A 16,886-nucleotide genomic window follows, 5' to 3' on the forward strand; every position below is an offset into this window, starting at 1 on the left:
GATCTGTTCGATCGCCCTATCCCCTAAGCCTTGCTGTATAAACCTTTTAGCTAATTATTCAGCAAGCCCTAGTTAGAAACCCCCTCGATTAGATCAGACTAAGGCTAACTGTCACAGGACGATCGATTTTTAGGGTGCATCTTGCACCATTCTCAACAACAGGCAAGATGCCTGTTCCACAAAGAGTGAGTTTTCTTGTGGGGTGGGCATCCTGCCCGCTAAAAAACCTCATTGAAAATGGTGCAACATCTCAGGTGCGTCAGACTCCGTTATTGAAAGATTATTGAAGATTACGGGTAGTAGAGCACCTTACTATATATGCCAGTGGCGTCCAGGACGGCCAGACTCGGCGGTTGAAACCCGGTCTCAACTTGCCTCTCGTTCTAGCAGAGGAGGACTAAAAAATACAGGAGGTATTATTAAGCCGGATTTGATATTACTTGCTGCCCAGCCAAATCGGATAAGCAGAAGAATCCTCAGCTTTTAACTTTTGCGCCTGATAACTCTTGCTAGTCCAACTAGCTACTGTTTGCAGGCTTTCTGTCAAACAACTTTCACTGCCAAACGCTTCAAATCCCAAAGTCCACCACGCGCTGCCGTTAATGTTCAACTGAGTAAGTTCCACGGTGCAACCTTGGGGAATTGGGGCTTCCACAGGCACAGACATCAGGGAACCAGGGGCCGAAACTTGATAAAGACGCTGCGCTCGCTTTTTCTTGACTCCCACCCACTTTCCTGTCGCCACAATATCCGCCGGTATCGGCGCTATCGTGTCAGCACAAACCCACTTCAGCCACTTCTCGGCTTTGCCTTCCCAGCGATTGGCGAACTGCATTGTCCCTAACTCTGCCTGACGCCACTTTACCTCCAAGGTTTTCCCACGAAGCTTCACTCCCAAGTAGTCGCAGTTAGGTACTAGCAAATATATGTCTTCCCGCTCTTCGGGAGGCGAAAGATAGCCGCCGAGACTCTCGCTTCCAAACCATTGATTGATCGATTTTGGCAGTGCACCGCTATAAAACCACCGCATTTCCAGACTGGCCCGCATAAATTTTTCCTCCGTTCCACAATTTTCGTCAAACCCAGACTGGATTTGCCATACACCATCGACTTTTGTGCCTCTCCACTCTATCCTCCTCCCTCCGGGGCCCAGAGTCTACCCACAGTCCTACCATTTTAGATTTTAGATTTTAGATTTTAGATTGGGGAAAGACTGACTATATAAGGGTTTAGAGCTTGCCTACAGTTGCATTTTTTTTTTACTGGTGTCAGAGCGAGGTCTTTAAAAAAAATTTCTCACAATCCTTTACATATCTTCACAAGTCTGTTACATTTATTTACAGTACACTAAAAACCATTTAGGAAAAAAACATGAGTAACAGAGGCTTAATGCTGGACGACCAAGGCAAAATGAACAATTTTGCGATCGAGCCGCAAGTATACGTCGATGACGAACCCCGCACCGGCTTTACCCCCTACGCAGAACGCTTAAACGGCCGCCTTGCCATGATTGGCTTTGTTTCTCTCTTGGCTTTAGAAGTTTCGACCAAGCACGGGCTGATTAGCTGGCTGACTCACCTGTAATGATTTTGTTAACAATTAAACTATATGGCTATGGATCGCTGGCGTTACACAAACAGCGATCCATAGCTTAACTATTTTTAGGGGCAAGGTTTGGTGAGACAATTAAAATTAAATATTTTTGTTTTACCCTACCCGTAAAAAGAATGCTCAAACGAATTGCGGCAATACTTCTGGTGGTTCTAAGCCTCACATTAACCGGTTGTGTGTCTAAAGTCACCGGACTCAAAAGCTACGTTGATACTGGCGACGGCTATCAATTTCTCTATCCTAACGGCTGGCTGCCGATCGCGGTTTCTAACGGGCCCGATGTGGTGTTCCGCGATTTGATTCAGCAAACCGAGAACGTCAGCGTGGTAATCAGTCCAGTCGCCAAGGACAAAACTTTGGCGGATTTGGGAACGCCGACGGATGTGGGATACAAGCTCAGCAAAAGTGCGATCGCCCCGAGTGATTCTGGCCGCGAAGCTGAATTAGTCAATGCAGAAGCTCGTGAATCGCGATCGAAAAACTATTACATTTTAGAATACGCCGTTAAGTTGCCAAACCAAGAACGCCACAACTTAGCGAGTGTAGCCGTCAGCCGGGGCAAACTTTTTACGCTTAACGTTTCCACTACCGAAGAACGCTGGCCCAAGGTAAAAGAAGCTTTTGAGAAAGTTGTTAAATCTTTCTCTGTTTATTAGGGAATTGGGAATTGGGAATTGGGCATGGGGCATGGGGCATTGTTGACTGTTGACTGTTCGCTGGAAACCTCACCACAGTTAACTGTCAACTGTCAACTGTCAACTGTCAACTGAACTTCTTAACTTATGAAAATTCCAACTTTTGTATTAGCTTCAGCTTCTCCAGCGCGCCGCCGCCTGCTAGAAAATGCCGGCATTCAAGCTGTGATTTGCCCCAGCGACTTTGATGAAGGGCAAATACAAATGAAAGATGCCACTAATTTAGTGCAGGTTTTAGCAGAGGGAAAAGCTGAGGCTGTAGCTAAGTTTTTACTGGCTAATTCTCACCCGCAAATCCCTAATCCCAAATCGTGTTTGGTGTTGGGATGCGATTCAATTTTGCTCATAGATGGCGAAATTCACGGCAAACCCAAGGATGCGGAAGAAGCAATCTCGCGCTGGCAGAAAATGCGCGGTAAGGTGGGCGAACTCTATACGGGTCATGCTTTAATTGATACTAGATTCGATGACTTTGATCCGGCCAGGTCGCGATCGGTCATTCGTTGCCAAGTTACAAAAGTTCATTTTGCGGAAGTTACCTCGCGCCAAATAGCGGCTTACGTCGCTACCGGAGAGCCCCTCACCTGTGCAGGCTGTTTTGCACTGGAAGGTAAAGGCGGCTTTTTTGTGGAACAAATCGAAGGATGTCACACAAATGTGATCGGTTTGAGCTTACCTCTGCTGCGGCAAATGCTCACCGAAATGGGATATGATGTGGCGGATTTCTGGCAATCTTAAAGTTTGGTGGACAGCGGACAATTTACATAGCCCATAATCTCAGAAATCGGGAGGCACAGCAACAGTGAAATGCGTTCCCAGGCATAGCCTAGGAAGAGTATGAATTTTGCCTTTCCTCTTGTGGAATCGCCGTTTCGCCTGTCCGTGCTATGCAAATTAGCCTTGCCCACCAGTTGGTAATTATCCTAGAGCGATCGCCCCCTCCGATACAGATATAAACTGAAGTTGATCCGGCGAAACCTCCTTCACCAAACCCAATATATTGCCGGTGCTAGCTTCTCTAATCACCGTCGCCTTAGTATTCAACAGTCTAAACTCCAGAGTTTGAGGGGTTCCCGGAGGATAAGGCCCGCTACTGTCGTAAGATCTGGCATCACCAATTGTTAAAAACCTTTCGCTCAAAACAATATCATTTCGCGTCAATCCTCCCGCCAATCCAATTACATCACCTTCAGCCGGATTATAATCGAGAATAAAATCGGCAGGCACTTCATCTACATCAAAATTGCCACTAGGAGGCGGTTGAAGCGAACCAATCTCCCCCGAAGTTGCTCCCACTTCTGTGCGGAGGATAAACAAATCTGCGCTTTCACTCCCCCACAGTCTATCAATTCCAGCATCACCGATGAGAGTATCGTTTCCACTCTCTCCTACTAAAGCATCATTCCCTTTACCACCGCGAATAAAGTCATTGGCCGTGCCTCCATAAACGTAGTCATCACCTTGATCTCCGCTGACAAAATCGCTGCCACACTCTCCATAAAGAATGTCAAAATCTTGGCCACCGCGAATAGTATCGCTGCCGCAACCTCCGATTAAAGTATCTGTGCCACTGTTACCGTTCATCAGTTCCGCACCACCTGAACCTCTGACAAAATCGTTACCATCTAAAGCCCTCAAACCTCCGGGAGTATTCCGCAGAATTCCGTTTGCTAATTGAAATGCGTCGTCATTGGGAGTTAAGTCAAAAAAGTTGGGGTCGCTGCCTGGATTTGGCAATGGCCCTGTGAGTAATTTGATGTTTGGGGGATCAGCAATAATTGGGTCTGAATTTTCAGCTAAGCCTCTAATTTCTCCGAGATTTGTTTCTAACATCCTAAGTTTCTCCTTTTTTGATTGACTTTGTTGATATTCTGATTTTAACAAAGGTTCCAATTAAGATATATGCGGGAATCGGGGATTACAACAATCAAATTATTGTCAAAATTGCCGGAGAGCATTTTTCAACAAGCCTAGCTTATTGACACCGATCTGCGCGTCCAAATCCGCAAATATTTTGAACTGTGCACCAATAATTCTGGGGATCGCGTACTCTATTACCCGTCAGCAGTCAGCGTGGGAAAATCCACAGACTGCTAATTGTCATGAAACCTTGAGTTAACTTCGGAATAATTAATATGCTAGACACTGCGATCGAATCTATTCAAGCCAGAGAAATCCTCGACTCCCGCGGCCGCCCCACCATTGAAGCTGAAGTTTACCTCGCCAACGGCGTTGTGGGGCTCGCCCAAGTCCCCAGCGGCGCCTCTACAGGCTCTTTTGAAGCCCACGAACTCCGCGACGACGACAAAAGCCGTTACGGCGGTAAAGGCGTCCTGAAAGCCGTCGCTAACGTCGAACACAAAATTGCCCCCGCTTTGGCTAATCTAGATGCGATCGACCAAGCGCTGGTAGACAAAACCATGATTGACTTGGACGGTTCCCCGAACAAATCCCACCTCGGCGCAAATGCCATTCTCGGAGTCTCCTTAGCCACAGCAAAGGCCGCCGCCGAAACTTTAGGACTCCCCCTTTATCGCTACTTGGGCGGCCCCTTAGCTAACGTTTTACCCGTGCCTTTGATGAACGTGATCAACGGGGGCTCTCACGCTAACAATAATGTGGACATTCAAGAATTTATGATTGTCCCTGTGGGCGCGCCTTCTTTTAAAGAAGCTTTACGCTGGGGTGCAGAGGTATTTGAATCCTTGAGTAAAGTCTTAAAAGCTGAGGGTTTGCTGACTGGTGTGGGTGATGAAGGGGGTTTTGCGCCTAATCTTAAATCCAATCAAGCAGCTTTGGATTTGTTGATTGCAGCTATTGAAAAAGCTGGCTACAAACCGGGTGAACAAGTTGCTTTGGCTTTGGATGTTGCTGCTAGCGAATTTTACAAAGATGGGCAGTATACTTACGACGGTGTGGCTCATTCGCCAGCAGAATTAATCGATTATTTGGATGGTTTGGTGAGTCAATATCCGATTGTTTCGATTGAAGACGGTTTGCACGAAGACGATTGGGACAGTTGGGTAGCGCTGACGCAGAAAATGGGCAGCAAAGTTCAATTAGTGGGTGACGATTTGTTTGTTACTAATCGCACAAGGCTGCAAAAAGGAATTGATTTGAAAGCTAGCAATTCGATTTTGATTAAGCTGAATCAAATTGGTTCTTTGACAGAGACTTTGGATACGATCGACCTCGGCAAACGGAACAGCTATCGAGCCGTCATCAGCCACCGTTCCGGTGAAACTGAAGATACCACAATTGCCGATTTAGCGGTAGCGACTCGCGCCGGTCAAATCAAGACTGGTTCTTTGTGTCGCAGCGAACGAGTTGCCAAATATAACCGTTTATTGCGGATTGAGGACCAATTGGGCGATCGGGCAATTTATGCTGGGTCGATCGGTTACGGGCCTAAATAACACTGGGTAATCGGTAATTGGGAATGGGTAATTGGTAATCGGTAATCTGTTAGTTTTTGATTTTCATCACCAATGCCCAATGCCCAATGCCCAATGCCCAATGCCCAATTACCAATTAAGGATAGAAAGCCAATTGTGGCAAACCCAAAGTTTCTTCCCAGCCCATCATCAAGTTCATGCACTGGATGCCTTGACCGGCTTGTCCCTTAATTAAATTGTCGATCGCCGATAGCACAATCACCCTGTCAGTACGCGGATCGACTTCGATGCCGATATAACAAAGATTCGTACCACAAGCCCATTTTGTTTGCGGATAAACTCCAGCAGGCAACACTTTTACCCAAGGACAATTGCGGTAAAAAGCGCTGAAAATTGTGATTAAATCTTCCCGCACCAAACCTGGATCGCGCAAAGTTGCGTAAACAGTCGCCAGAATTCCGCGCACCATCGGAATTAGGTGGGGAGTAAACTGAACTTTAATATCGTGTCCCGCTAAATCGCTGCAAATTTGCTCGATTTCTGGCGTGTGACGGTGGCGGCCAACGCCGTAAGCGCCCAGAGAACCCTCTGCTTCAGCCAACAAGAGATTAACTTCGGCTTTCCGGCCCCCTCCCGAAGCACCTGATTTGGCGTCGATAATTGCCGTTTCTGGCACGATAAGACCTTGTTTGAGCAAAGGTGCCAGGGCCAATAAACTAGCAGTGACGTAGCAGCCGGCACAGCCTACTAACTGAGCGTCTTTAATTCGATCGCGATACAATTCTGGCAAACCGTAAACAGCCGTTGCAGCCACTGATGAGTCCGATCGCTCGCCGCCGTACCAAGCTTTGTAAGTTTCCAGATTTTCAAATCTGTAGTCAGCCGACAAATCCAAGACTTTGCAGCCTTTTTCTATCAGCGTCGGTGCCATTTTGCAAGCTAAACCGTTCGGCAGCGACAGAAACACAACTTCACATTTTGCCGCGATTTTGTCTAGATCGATCGCCTCCACAGTCAAGTCAATGCAGTTAGTCAAATGCGGATAAAGGCTGGAAAAAGGTTTTCCCGCACTGCTATCCCCGCCCAAATAAACTACTTCAGCCGCCGGGTGGTCCGCCAGCAGTCGCACAAGTTGCACGCCGCCGTACCCTGAAGCGCCGATAATTCCTACAGGCACACGTCCAACATCTCCCATTTTCCTTTATCCCCTCAGCCGTTGAAGTCAAAAACGCTTGAACTTTTGCTGCATTGTAGTACCAAACGCCAACTTTGGTGGCAAAGAATTGTGTTGTTTTGTTTTAAAGGTGCATTTTTGTTAATTTTCCGGTGGGTGACCCCGCCCAAAAACGGATACAAAGCCCCAACTCCTTTCCTGGAGAACCCAAAATTTTAGACCAAAGTTCTATCTTCCAGATTCAAAGCCGCAAGTAAATCTAAAATCTAAAATCTAAAATCGACTGACCGATCGCCAAAACCCTAAAATTCACAAACTGATGTGCGATCGTGCTATAAAAAAACTTACTTTAACCCATCCAAAAACAGGAGATTAACATTTTTCCCTCTTGCCCCTTGCGTCTTGCTTCGTGTATCCTGCCTTTTCCCTCTTCCCTCTTCCTTCTTCCTACCTATGGCCATAGTTGTAGAAAACGTATCAAAAAAGTTTGGCAGTTTCCAAGCACTCGATCGAGTCAGCTTAGAAATTGAATCGGGTTCCCTAGTCGCATTGCTGGGCCCGTCTGGTTCCGGCAAGTCTACACTGCTGCGACTGATTGCCGGTTTAGAAATGCCCGACTCCGGCAAAATCTGGCTAACAGGTCAGGATGCCACCAATACTAGCGTCCAAGACCGCAAAATTGGGTTCGTGTTTCAGCACTACGCGCTATTCAAACACATGACAGTGCGAAAAAACATCGCTTTCGGGATGCAAATTCAGAAAACACCACCCCCGAAAGTCAAATCGCGGGTAGAAGAATTGTTGAATTTAGTGCAATTGGCAGGATTGGGCGATAGATACCCGTCGCAACTTTCAGGAGGCCAGCGGCAGCGGGTGGCCCTTGCCAGAGCCCTGGCTGTGGAACCGAAAGTGTTACTGCTAGACGAACCTTTTGGAGCTCTCGATGCCAAAGTTCGGAAAGATTTGCGTGCTTGGTTGCGGCGACTGCACGACGAAGTTCACGTTACCACAGTATTTGTGACGCACGATCAAGAAGAAGCGATGGAAGTTGCCGATCGAATTACAGTAATGAATAAAGGTAAAATCGAACAAGTCGGCACACCCGCAGAAATTTACGACCATCCAGCTAGTGCTTTCGTAATGAGTTTTATCGGGCCAGTCAATGTATTGCCCAGCAGTTCAAGAATGTTTCAAGACAACGGCTTTGACTCAGCCAACCCAGAGATTTTCTTGCGCCCTCACGATGTAGTAATTGAAACTACAGAAAATAGTGCAACGGTGCCTGCAAGAATCAGTCGCTTGATTCATTTGGGATGGGAAATTCAGGTAGAATTAACCTTAGATGACGGTCAAGTAGTAAACGCTAATTTGACTAGAGAAAGATTCGATAGCTTGAACTTGCAGCCCCAGCAAAGAGTGTTTGTAAAGCCAAAAGATGCCAAGTCATTTCCACTTTTTTATTCCATCTAATACCAATTCTGAAAACTAAAGCTAAATTTAGATTGGATACGGCTTTTCCAAGGAGGTGGCGCGGTGCGGTGTTTCTACAAAAAAAATTATAGGGACACGGCACCGCGCCGTGTCCCTAATCTTTTATACTGACAACTGTCCGGTGACTACTGCGCGCTGAGTTAGTCTTTAATTTTGCTGACAGCTTTTTTGACTTGTTGCTCAAAGGATGTAGCTTCTGTATTGGAAGGATTTTTCATTTTTTCAATGTCAGCGTCTCCCTGAACTTCGTTGGGTCCTTTGCTGGCTTTTTCTTGAGTTTCTTCCAAGGACATTGGTTTTTTCAGTACAGCTTCTTGAGATTCTTTTTCAATCCCTAAAAGTTGGTCTTCACCTTTGGTGGGGCTGCTAGTAACGGCAAAAGCGGGAAAAGCATTAGAAACAAACATCAAGGCACAAAAACAAACAGCTATTAAAGTGCGGACTAAACGCTTGGCAGGGAAGTTAAAGCTGATAAAAGACATACAAAATTTCTCCGTTTTTAGAAGTTTTGATCGCTAAGATTGTTAACAGGCTGAAGCTCACTCATATTCTGCACAATCTTTAACTCTATTGTGATAAAAGCAACCGTTGCTTTCTTTCAAATTGAGCTAATATATAATATTTAGCTGAAAAAGCTGGTATTTGAAATCCTTCTCAGGGAATATTTCTAGTTGACTGGCGTCGGTCGCCCCAAGAGATTTATGTAGAAGGCACTTGTGTAGAAGCAAAAAAACTCTCTATAAGTGCCTTCGGAGGCGCCTCACATAGCTGTATTAATCTCAGTAACTGGTTTTATCGTGGGGTGGGGGCGGGTTTATTTAGCCTGTGTGCAATGTGAGAGGGCGCTTGAGTGAACCCGCAGAGCGGTTTGTGGAAAATGTTGCAAGATATGAGATGCGCCCGACTATCCACTGACTAATGACTAATAACCAATGGCTGCTGCTGTCGCACGGGAACTTGAAATTTTGCTAGATAAGTTTTAATTTCTCCTACACTGAGTTGCCCGTAATGCAGCAGGGAAGCCAGCAGGGCTGCTTCTGCTTTCCCCTCAGTCACGGCTTCGTAGATGTGGTGGCAGTTGCCGGCGCCGCCGGAAGCAATGACCGGAATTTCGACAATTTCGGCGATGCTGCGGGTTAATTCCAAGTCGTAACCGGCTTGAGTGCCGTCCGAGTCCATGCTTGTCACCAGAATTTCGCCGGCGCCGCGCTGTTCGGCTTCTTTGGCCCAGGCGATCGCATCTTTGCCAGTATTTTCTCGCCCTCCGCGCACGTACACGTCCCAACCAGGATTATCTGCGTCTTGCCGTTTGCGGGCGTCGATCGCCACTACAATGCACTGATTACCAAATCGATCGCTGGCTTTGTCAATTAAACTCGGATCGCGCACCGCCGCCGAATTAATACTCACCTTGTCTGCGCCCGCCCTCAATAAACTTTTAATGGTGTCTAAGGATTGGATACCGCCGCCCACAGTCAAAGGGATAAATACGCGATCGGCCGTTCGGTACACCACATCGATCATAATATTCCGGTCTTCGTGAGTCGCTGTAATGTCCAGAAACACCAACTCGTCAGCACCCGCATCATTGTAAACCTGAGCCATTTCTACCGGATCGCCAGCATCCTGAAGATTGACAAAATTGACACCTTTGACCACGCGACCGGCTTTCACATCCAGACAAGGTAAAATTCTTTTCGACAACATACAATTCTCTTCCAATTGAACTTACTCGGCGGGAAGTCCCCCGCTATAACTGTACTCATCTTAGCGGTGGAATGAAAGCCAGGGTGGTTTTTTGCCGTCCTGTTTTTAGCCTGGACTCCTAGCTGGAGAACGAGTAAAACAGGCAAGAAATAACCAATCTCTCAGCTATCACAAGACGGTAACAATAAATAAAATTCGTTTTAAAAATTTGATAAATCATCATAAATGTCGCAACGATTGCCACAACCAAGCCGTCCAAAGCGAGATATATGGCATTTAGCAGCTTACTCTAGCATAGAGGATTTTTACTCTTAGTGGTTCCCTACGCTCCTCACCAACAGTTAATCTCAGAACAACAGGCATTAATCAGTCCGATTCTGGGCCTGCTAAAAAATTATTAAATTTATTCAAAACGTTTCTGCTGGAATCGACTTTGACACGCCACAGCTTCTTGCTGTTTTGCCCAATTTCTTAAAAATCGCTGAGTGTCATAAGAATGGGGGGAGGTAAAATAGGCGCTTTTCTAAAAATTGTTTTTTACACAGCAATTATGATCGCTGGTTCATTGGTGACAAATTAAGACTTAATTGCATTTGTCAATCAGTAATATTACTCAAAAAGACTGCTTTTTTAGGAATGGAAAATTCACGATTTGAGAGGGAGTAAGTATAAATATCATGGGAGGCATGATTCCTCGATCGCCCAAATCTCAGTTTTTTGCCCAAAATCTGAGTAAATGTTGAGCATAATTGCTGATTGACAAATGCTTTCTTAGCTTAACTTGTTACCAATGATGCACAATAAAAGATATCAGCTCAGAGACGGTTCCCTTAAACCATTGCCTGGTAAGTTTTGCAGCTTGCTTGTTACCTCGCTAGGTCAGTTTTGCTTTACAAAGTGCTATTTACCAGATTCGATTGCCCTGTCACCCAAAACTACATCATTTGACTTCACTAAACCTATGCACAGCATTCATCAGCTTCTTTGAAGGACGGGCCTCTTTCCCGAATTTCTAGTCAAGGCAGGCCAATCAATTCAGTACCCACAAAAAGTACAAATTTTGGGTGATAAATTCCTCCATTTTCTAGGCAAGCTGGGGGTTGTTTTTACTACAATAAACCATAATTTCTAAAAATATAAACCGTAAGCAGCATAAACTATCTCGCAAACATCAAGATTAAAATCCTCGCAATAAAGCCAGTTTAGCGGTCATTACTCACGAAAAGATGACAAACGCTCGTGAGTAATGACCGGAAAAAATATCTCCCAAATTGGTGCAGGAAAACCAATTCATCATCGTTGAAAATCTGGCAGCTAACAACTTAGTAAAAATTAATTTTTAGATAAAAAATAGCGATTTCAGATGGTCAAAATAGACTAGGCCCTTGAAATACAAGGCTGAAATAGACGGTAAAACTTACCTAGACACAGGTCGTTTTTTTGCACCATCGAGTAAGAGTTGCCACGTAGGTCTGAATCAGGTGGGTAGCCTTCCGTTGGAAGTGCGTAGCTGGACTTGTTCCAACTGCAAAATTAAGCACGATAGAGATGTGAATTCTGCTATCATTATTGGCGATGAAGGGCTGGGATTATTAGCGTTAGGAACTAGCACTACTGCCCATGAACGGAATGTAAGTTCGACGTTTGGAAGGAAATCTTCGGTATGAGTGGCTGTTCCGGCTGAAATTGGAAGCTTACACCAGAGGGAGTAGTGCACACAACTCTGGATATGCATACCAGCTCACCCCCCTACCCCCCGCCTAGCTCTACCTTATACAGACAAGTTGATCGCTGACCCATATTGTAGAAACCCTGTTTCCTAGAATCTTGATTTCTCGTTTGGCCGAATCAATAACTTAAAATTCATGAAAATAAGCTTCCTTTCTGAGATTCATGCGAAACTTGGGTTTGAGGAATAGTGTGGCAAGATTTCGGACTTGTGTTTACACGCTAGCAGCCTAGTCAGAGAGCCATTTTCCCACTTTTTTCTGGCTTATCAAAATAAATAAAAGTTGTCTCCGCTCTGGGGCCGGCAGTATTATCAGGTACAATCTTGGTAGACAGTATGTTTTTACTGTCTGCTTCGGTAGATCGAATCATAAATACCTTCGCTCGCTCGATCGAATTTATGGTTCTGAAATCCTGCAGGGGCTAGGTGCATCGACGATGGACTAAAACATCTAAAATCTGAAGTCTCAAATCTCAAATCGGTTAATTTTGTGTCGTTTCTAGGACTGTTGTGACGAGTGCAACCCAATCCACATATGGTACTTCGCACAGAAGGCGGCAATCGCTACTTGCCGCTCTCCGGCAGCAATTGCTGGACAGTAGGGCGGAGCGATGACAATAATTTTGTACTGACAGATCGCTGGATTTCCCGTAATCACGCGATGTTACAGCAGATGGAGACAGGAGAGTTCTACCTGATCGACTTGGGCAGCCGCAATGGTTCCTTTGTCAACGGGCGGCGGGTCAGTATTCCTGTAACTCTCAGAAATGGCGATCGGATTATTTTCGGTCAAACCGAATTGGACTTCTACAACCCAACTGCCGGACACCGACACGATCCAATACACGAGACAGACTCTGAAGATTTTACTGCGACTTTGACGGTGCGTAGCCTGATTAGCGTCATGGTAATGGACATCCGAGACTTTACAGTTTTGACTAGACAGCTAGACGAAACCCTCCTCTCAGAAGTCATCGGCAATTGGTTCCGCAAAGCAGGACAGATTATTCGCGAACACGGCAGTTGGGTGGACAAATACATCGGCGATGCCATCATGGCCGTCTGGTTCCACAAAACCAGCGGTGTCAGCAGCGAGGAAATGATGCGGATTTGCCAAGCTTTGAGCGAATTGCACAAGGCAACAGACGAACTCAGCAGCCGTTACCCCCTACCTTTTCCTTTGCGAGTCGGGGCCGGAATCAATACTGGTTATGCAATGGTGGGAAATTCTGGTAGCAGCGACCGATCGGACTATACCGCCTTGGGAGATACTGTAAACGCAGCATTTCGCCTTGAATCTTGCACTAAGCAACTCGGCAAGGATATCGCTGTGGGAGAAACGACCTACAAATACCTGACGCAATTGGGGGCCGAGGGCGCTTTCGAGCCGCACACCGTGGCTTTGAAGGGTTACGATACTCCCAGCCTGACTTACGCTGGTACTTATGCTGACTTGAACGCTTTTCTCAAAAGGAAAGGAAAGAGTTCTCGATAGCTAGAAAATGGCGTGCAGGGCAAAAATTAACCCTTGAAAATGGTAGTTCGAGTTTTTAATTTGGACTGCCTTTTATAAATTTGCCTGGGATGCTTAAAAGTCGGTTATTATCATATATCTTCATATTTGTCAAGATCCAGATGTAAAGTTTATAACATCCCTCTACCTATTGCGGATTTATCTGAAAAACTGCATAAGCAAAATGGTAGTCTCTACATAAATGCTGTGTATGAAATTGGGAGACAAAACTTCATGAAACGATTGGGTCGTCTATTGGCAGTATTGGGCTTAGTGCTGGGCTGCTTTGCATGGGCTGGAGACCAAAGCGCGATCGCGGCGTCATTAAGCCGTATCGTCTTGCCATCATCCTCGCTCCTAGCTGTTGAAGCTCCGGCTAGAACCAATCGCGCCGATGAGAAGCTTGCCACAGAATACGGCAAAAAACTTGATTTGAACAACAGCGCCGTCCGGGACTTTCGGGAATTTCGAGGGTTGTATCCCACTTTAGCTCGACTAATTATTAAGAATGCTCCTTACGAAAATGTTGAGGATGTACTCAATATTTCAGACTTGACGGATGCTCAGAAAAAAGTGCTGCAAGCTAACATGGACAAATTCACCGTAACTGATGTTGAATCAGTCTTTATTGAAGGAGACAACCGGTTGAATAATGGTCTCTACGACTAGGTAGCAGCGGGTCTCATTTGAAGGCAGAAGTCACTGGGCAGAAGGCATTCGGCAGAAAGAAAATATTTTTTTTCTAGAGGCTGATGACTTCTGCCTTTAATTTATAGAGACTTACTTTCAACCATCATTCGGCAAAAGCCGACCCAAATTCGCTAGATTTAAATAAGCGGGTTCCCCTGATTAATCTAAAATCTAAAACCTAAAATCTAAAATCTAAAATCCCTTGACTGACATTAGTTCAAGTCCCCAGATTCATCTGTAGACTAAAATCTAAAATCTAAAATCTAAAATTGACTGGCGGCAGACTTATGACTGACAAATTTGACGTATTGGTAATAGGTGCTGGCGCGGCGGGTTTGTACACAGCACTTTGCCTGCCAGAGCATTTGCAGGTGGGTTTGATCAATAAAAATACCCTACCTGTTTCTGCTAGCGATTGGGCTCAAGGAGGGATTGCGGCAGCGATCGCCCCTGAAGATTCGGCAGCACTGCACGTTCAGGATACACTGGCTGCAGGAGCGGGTCTTTGCGATTTGGATGCGGTGAAATTTTTAGTTGAGGAAGCTTCAGCCTGCATTGACTCCCTAGTAAAAATGGGCGTTGCATTCGATCGCACCGGCCCAGATTTAGCGCTCACCCTAGAAGCCGCTCACTCCCGCCGCCGAGTTCTCCACGCCGCCGACACTACGGGCAAAGCCGTGATCAGTACGCTGACAGCAAAAGTATTGAGCCGCAAAAACATTCAACTTGTATCTCCTGCCTTTGCTTTGAGTCTGTGGCTAGACGAAACCGGGCGCTGTCAAGGGATTAGCTCGATTTGTGGCTCACAAGTCAAGTGGCTGCAGGCCAAAGCCGTGGTACTGGCGACAGGCGGCGGCGGACAGGTTTTTGCTCAAACGACCAATCCGTCGGTAAGTACCGGGGACGGGGTGGCAATTGCGTGGCGCGCCGGGGCGCTGCTGCGAGACTTAGAATTTGTGCAGTTTCACCCGACGGCGCTGAGCACAGCGGGCGCGCCTCGGTTTCTCATTAGCGAAGCGGTGCGGGGAGAAGGAGCTCATTTGGTTGACAGTAAGGGATATCGCTTTGCTTTTGACTCTCACCCCAGCGGGGAACTCGCCCCTAGGGATGTTGTCAGCCGCGCTATTTTCCGCCACTTGCAAAAGACGGGGGAACCTCATGTTTGGCTAGATTTGCGCCCGATTGCGGTCGATCGACTGCGCTACAGGTTTCCGAATATTATTCAAGTGTGCGCTGATTGGGGAATTGATATTTTTTCCGAACCGGTGCCGGTGACGCCCGCCGCCCATTATTGGATGGGAGGAATTGTCGCTGATAAGTTTAACCAAACTTCGATTCCGGGTTTGTACGCGGTGGGAGAAACTGCGAGCACGGGGGTACACGGCGCTAATCGGTTGGCGAGCAATTCGCTGCTGGAATGTCTGGTTTTTGGGGCGCAGATGGGGCTTTTGCAGCTAGAAGGTGGAAGGGCCGAGGCATTCGCCGATCAGTTCGAGGCGGGGGAAATTTTGGAAAAATCGATTTCTGAAAAGGATATTGAGGCGATCGAAAAGTTGCGAGTCGAATTGCCGAATTTGGTGTGGCAGAGTGCGGGAATTTGCCGGGGACAGCGCGATTTGGAAAGTGCGATCGTCCAACTTGAGATTTGGCGGCAAGAATTTGCTTCGTTGCCTTTGAGTCAAACGCTTGATAATTTACGGCCCGGACAAATTATTGATTTTTCCCCTGCTGAGGCGGAGAATAGCTCGATTTTGCGAAATTGGGGAGAAGTGGGGAATTTATTGGATATTGGCTATTTAATTGTCAAAAGTGCTGCGTTTCGCACCGAAAGTCGCGGCGGTCATTACCGAGTGGACTATCCCCTCACCGATCCGGATTGGTGCAGCCATACTTTAATTAACCAATCGAATTGGTACAAATCTCCGCGAATAGAAGATTGAAAATTTATTGAAAATTTGGGGTCAGCGCGTCCCCGTACCGTCACTTTCGGGGTTCCCGTTCGGGGGTGGTTCGTATTTTTGGGGATTTCCAAACCTAGAGGTTGGTGTAACTGCCCAAACTCTGGGGGTCGATGGCGTTGGGTTCTCGCCCGTGCTACGGGCTTTTGTCAAATTGCTAGTTGAGTTGCTGGCAAGTCGAGCCGCATTTGCGGTGCCGACTATATTCACTTGCAGGCAGGCCGCCAAGGTTGCCGTTGTTGTAAGCTGAATCAAAGTACGCATAGTATTCACACCCTTATTCAAATCACCGCAATAGATCCACGTCTGTACCACCTATTATATCTATCAATTTCCGTATTTCCACTGATATCTTTACATTTACTTTAATTAACTTTCATAAGTTTACATAATTTTTTTTTACATCAAGGCTTTTTGGCGATTTAAATCTGGTTGCAGGTTGGGATTTATTTTAAGATTTTGTAACATTGATATGAGACGGCAACTTGCTCTCATAAGTTTTATATTTTGCTAAGTATATCTAATGGCAGATGACAAATGAGAGGATTTTAAATTAAAGGATTGGAGATTTGAGGTTTCACTACTTTGGACATTTTCTTGAACTGTTTCAAAAAGCTTAGAGGGCTTACAGTTTAAGAATCGAGCTATTTTTTTTAAGTTAGCTACACAGGGGATGCCTAAAATAATATCTCCCTCACGACCCTATTAGGGTTTGATATCTAAAAATGGCTCAAATTATGTCTAAAATAATTGAGATTTTAGATAAAAAATTGAATATTTACAAATTAGTTGTAAAGCAAATTGTGGAAATTTTACCTACAGTTTTATTAGGTTTTTAATGGTTCTTAATTAGGGCTTGCTGAATAAGTCCAAAAAACTCAAAAAAGTTCGAGCGCGCTATTGCCCGCCCACGCTCAACATAA

The 16,886-nt window shown here is 45.9% G+C and carries 15 protein-coding genes; 9 read left to right on the forward strand and 6 right to left on the reverse strand.

What is annotated here, in order from left to right; translation table 11 throughout:
• Nucleotides 1-436 precede the first annotated feature (436 nt).
• The gene (locus QUA23_RS29070) at nucleotides 437-1,048 is read right to left on the reverse strand and encodes a hypothetical protein (protein WP_333079316.1); all 612 of its coding nucleotides are present in this window, start codon (nucleotides 1,046-1,048) and stop codon (nucleotides 437-439) included.
• A 323-nt stretch (nucleotides 1,049-1,371) separates the two neighbouring features.
• Between QUA23_RS29070 and QUA23_RS29075 the strand changes: the two genes are divergently transcribed.
• The 3 genes from QUA23_RS29075 to QUA23_RS29085 all read left to right on the forward strand — a co-directional run bounded on the left by QUA23_RS29075 (nucleotide 1,372) and on the right by QUA23_RS29085 (nucleotide 3,044).
• Nucleotides 1,372-1,584 carry a high light inducible protein gene (locus QUA23_RS29075; protein WP_190659021.1) on the forward strand — a complete coding sequence of 71 codons (213 nt, stop codon included), beginning with the start codon at nucleotides 1,372-1,374 and terminating at the stop codon, nucleotides 1,582-1,584.
• Between the two features lie 143 nt (nucleotides 1,585-1,727).
• Nucleotides 1,728-2,267, forward strand: a complete 540-nt coding sequence (gene psbP, locus QUA23_RS29080) for a photosystem II reaction center PsbP (RefSeq protein ID WP_333060047.1) — start codon at nucleotides 1,728-1,730, stop codon at nucleotides 2,265-2,267.
• Between the two features lie 126 nt (nucleotides 2,268-2,393).
• Complete coding sequence (locus tag QUA23_RS29085; RefSeq protein ID WP_333079318.1) at nucleotides 2,394-3,044, forward strand: nucleoside triphosphate pyrophosphatase; 651 nt, start codon at nucleotides 2,394-2,396, stop codon at nucleotides 3,042-3,044.
• 180 nt (nucleotides 3,045-3,224) lie between these two features.
• Here the strand turns inward: QUA23_RS29085 and QUA23_RS29090 are convergent, their stop codons facing one another.
• Entirely contained in the window at nucleotides 3,225-4,139 is a 915-nt protein-coding gene (locus QUA23_RS29090; protein ID WP_333079320.1) for a calcium-binding protein, read from the reverse strand.
• A 302-nt stretch (nucleotides 4,140-4,441) separates the two neighbouring features.
• Here QUA23_RS29090 and eno point away from each other — a divergent pair, with 302 nt between their 5' ends.
• A complete protein-coding gene (gene eno, locus QUA23_RS29095) occupies nucleotides 4,442-5,722 on the forward strand; it encodes a phosphopyruvate hydratase (protein ID WP_445243532.1) in 1,281 nt (426 codons plus the stop codon).
• Between the two features lie 115 nt (nucleotides 5,723-5,837).
• Here eno and argC read toward each other — a convergent pair whose 3' ends face one another.
• Nucleotides 5,838-6,896, reverse strand: a complete 1,059-nt coding sequence (gene argC, locus QUA23_RS29100) for an N-acetyl-gamma-glutamyl-phosphate reductase (protein WP_333079322.1) — start codon at nucleotides 6,894-6,896, stop codon at nucleotides 5,838-5,840.
• Between the two features lie 432 nt (nucleotides 6,897-7,328).
• On the opposite strand from argC, the gene QUA23_RS29105 reads away from it, so the two are divergent.
• The gene (locus QUA23_RS29105) at nucleotides 7,329-8,345 is read left to right on the forward strand and encodes a sulfate/molybdate ABC transporter ATP-binding protein (RefSeq protein WP_333079323.1); all 1,017 of its coding nucleotides are present in this window, start codon (nucleotides 7,329-7,331) and stop codon (nucleotides 8,343-8,345) included.
• 161 nt (nucleotides 8,346-8,506) lie between these two features.
• Here the strand turns inward: QUA23_RS29105 and QUA23_RS29110 are convergent, their stop codons facing one another.
• Together QUA23_RS29110 and hisF are read right to left on the reverse strand one after the other, a co-directional pair.
• Nucleotides 8,507-8,848, reverse strand: coding sequence for a low temperature-induced protein (locus QUA23_RS29110; protein WP_333079325.1), 342 nt, complete (start codon nucleotides 8,846-8,848; stop codon nucleotides 8,507-8,509).
• A 433-nt stretch (nucleotides 8,849-9,281) separates the two neighbouring features.
• On the reverse strand, nucleotides 9,282-10,073 hold the full coding sequence (gene hisF, locus QUA23_RS29115) for an imidazole glycerol phosphate synthase subunit HisF (protein ID WP_333079326.1): 792 nt from the start codon (nucleotides 10,071-10,073) through the stop codon (nucleotides 9,282-9,284).
• 1,385 nt (nucleotides 10,074-11,458) lie between these two features.
• On the opposite strand from hisF, the gene QUA23_RS31215 reads away from it, so the two are divergent.
• From QUA23_RS31215 to nadB, 4 genes are all read left to right on the forward strand, one after another.
• Nucleotides 11,459-11,740: a zinc ribbon domain-containing protein gene (locus tag QUA23_RS31215; RefSeq protein WP_333401249.1), complete on the forward strand. Its 282-nt coding sequence runs from the start codon at nucleotides 11,459-11,461 to the stop codon at nucleotides 11,738-11,740.
• A gap of 597 nt (nucleotides 11,741-12,337) precedes the next feature.
• A complete protein-coding gene (locus QUA23_RS29120) occupies nucleotides 12,338-13,297 on the forward strand; it encodes an adenylate/guanylate cyclase domain-containing protein (RefSeq protein ID WP_333079327.1) in 960 nt (319 codons plus the stop codon).
• A gap of 252 nt (nucleotides 13,298-13,549) precedes the next feature.
• On the forward strand, nucleotides 13,550-13,984 hold the full coding sequence (gene psbU, locus QUA23_RS29125) for a photosystem II complex extrinsic protein PsbU (protein ID WP_006635850.1): 435 nt from the start codon (nucleotides 13,550-13,552) through the stop codon (nucleotides 13,982-13,984).
• A gap of 308 nt (nucleotides 13,985-14,292) precedes the next feature.
• Nucleotides 14,293-15,945, forward strand: coding sequence for an L-aspartate oxidase (gene nadB / locus QUA23_RS29130; protein ID WP_333079328.1), 1,653 nt, complete (start codon nucleotides 14,293-14,295; stop codon nucleotides 15,943-15,945).
• Nucleotides 15,946-15,966: 21 nt separating this feature from the next.
• On the opposite strand, the gene QUA23_RS29135 is transcribed toward nadB, so the two are convergent.
• Nucleotides 15,967-16,227, reverse strand: coding sequence for a hypothetical protein (locus tag QUA23_RS29135; RefSeq protein ID WP_333093956.1), 261 nt, complete (start codon nucleotides 16,225-16,227; stop codon nucleotides 15,967-15,969).
• Between the last annotated feature and the right edge of the window lie 659 nt (nucleotides 16,228-16,886).

Origin of the sequence: Microcoleus sp. Pol1C5 (assembly GCF_036701115.1) — a bacterium.
Taxonomy (GTDB): Bacteria; Cyanobacteriota; Cyanobacteriia; order Cyanobacteriales; family Microcoleaceae; genus Microcoleus.

Excerpts from the sequence above, each read along its gene's own strand:
- QUA23_RS29070 (WP_333079316.1), bottom strand. The coding sequence starts at position 1,048 with ATGCGGGCCAGTCTGGAAATGCGGTGGTTTTATAGCGGTGCACTGCCA.
- QUA23_RS29075 (WP_190659021.1), top strand. The coding sequence starts at position 1,372 with ATGAGTAACAGAGGCTTAATGCTGGACGACCAAGGCAAAATGAACAAT.
- psbP (WP_333060047.1), top strand. The coding sequence starts at position 1,728 with ATGCTCAAACGAATTGCGGCAATACTTCTGGTGGTTCTAAGCCTCACA.
- QUA23_RS29085 (WP_333079318.1), top strand. The coding sequence starts at position 2,394 with ATGAAAATTCCAACTTTTGTATTAGCTTCAGCTTCTCCAGCGCGCCGC.
- QUA23_RS29090 (WP_333079320.1), bottom strand. The coding sequence starts at position 4,139 with ATGTTAGAAACAAATCTCGGAGAAATTAGAGGCTTAGCTGAAAATTCA.
- eno (WP_445243532.1), top strand. The coding sequence starts at position 4,442 with ATGCTAGACACTGCGATCGAATCTATTCAAGCCAGAGAAATCCTCGAC.
- argC (WP_333079322.1), bottom strand. The coding sequence starts at position 6,896 with ATGGGAGATGTTGGACGTGTGCCTGTAGGAATTATCGGCGCTTCAGGG.
- QUA23_RS29105 (WP_333079323.1), top strand. The coding sequence starts at position 7,329 with ATGGCCATAGTTGTAGAAAACGTATCAAAAAAGTTTGGCAGTTTCCAA.
- QUA23_RS29110 (WP_333079325.1), bottom strand. The coding sequence starts at position 8,848 with ATGTCTTTTATCAGCTTTAACTTCCCTGCCAAGCGTTTAGTCCGCACT.
- hisF (WP_333079326.1), bottom strand. The coding sequence starts at position 10,073 with ATGTTGTCGAAAAGAATTTTACCTTGTCTGGATGTGAAAGCCGGTCGC.
- QUA23_RS29120 (WP_333079327.1), top strand. The coding sequence starts at position 12,338 with ATGGTACTTCGCACAGAAGGCGGCAATCGCTACTTGCCGCTCTCCGGC.
- psbU (WP_006635850.1), top strand. The coding sequence starts at position 13,550 with ATGAAACGATTGGGTCGTCTATTGGCAGTATTGGGCTTAGTGCTGGGC.
- nadB (WP_333079328.1), top strand. The coding sequence starts at position 14,293 with ATGACTGACAAATTTGACGTATTGGTAATAGGTGCTGGCGCGGCGGGT.
- QUA23_RS29135 (WP_333093956.1), bottom strand. The coding sequence starts at position 16,227 with ATGCGTACTTTGATTCAGCTTACAACAACGGCAACCTTGGCGGCCTGC.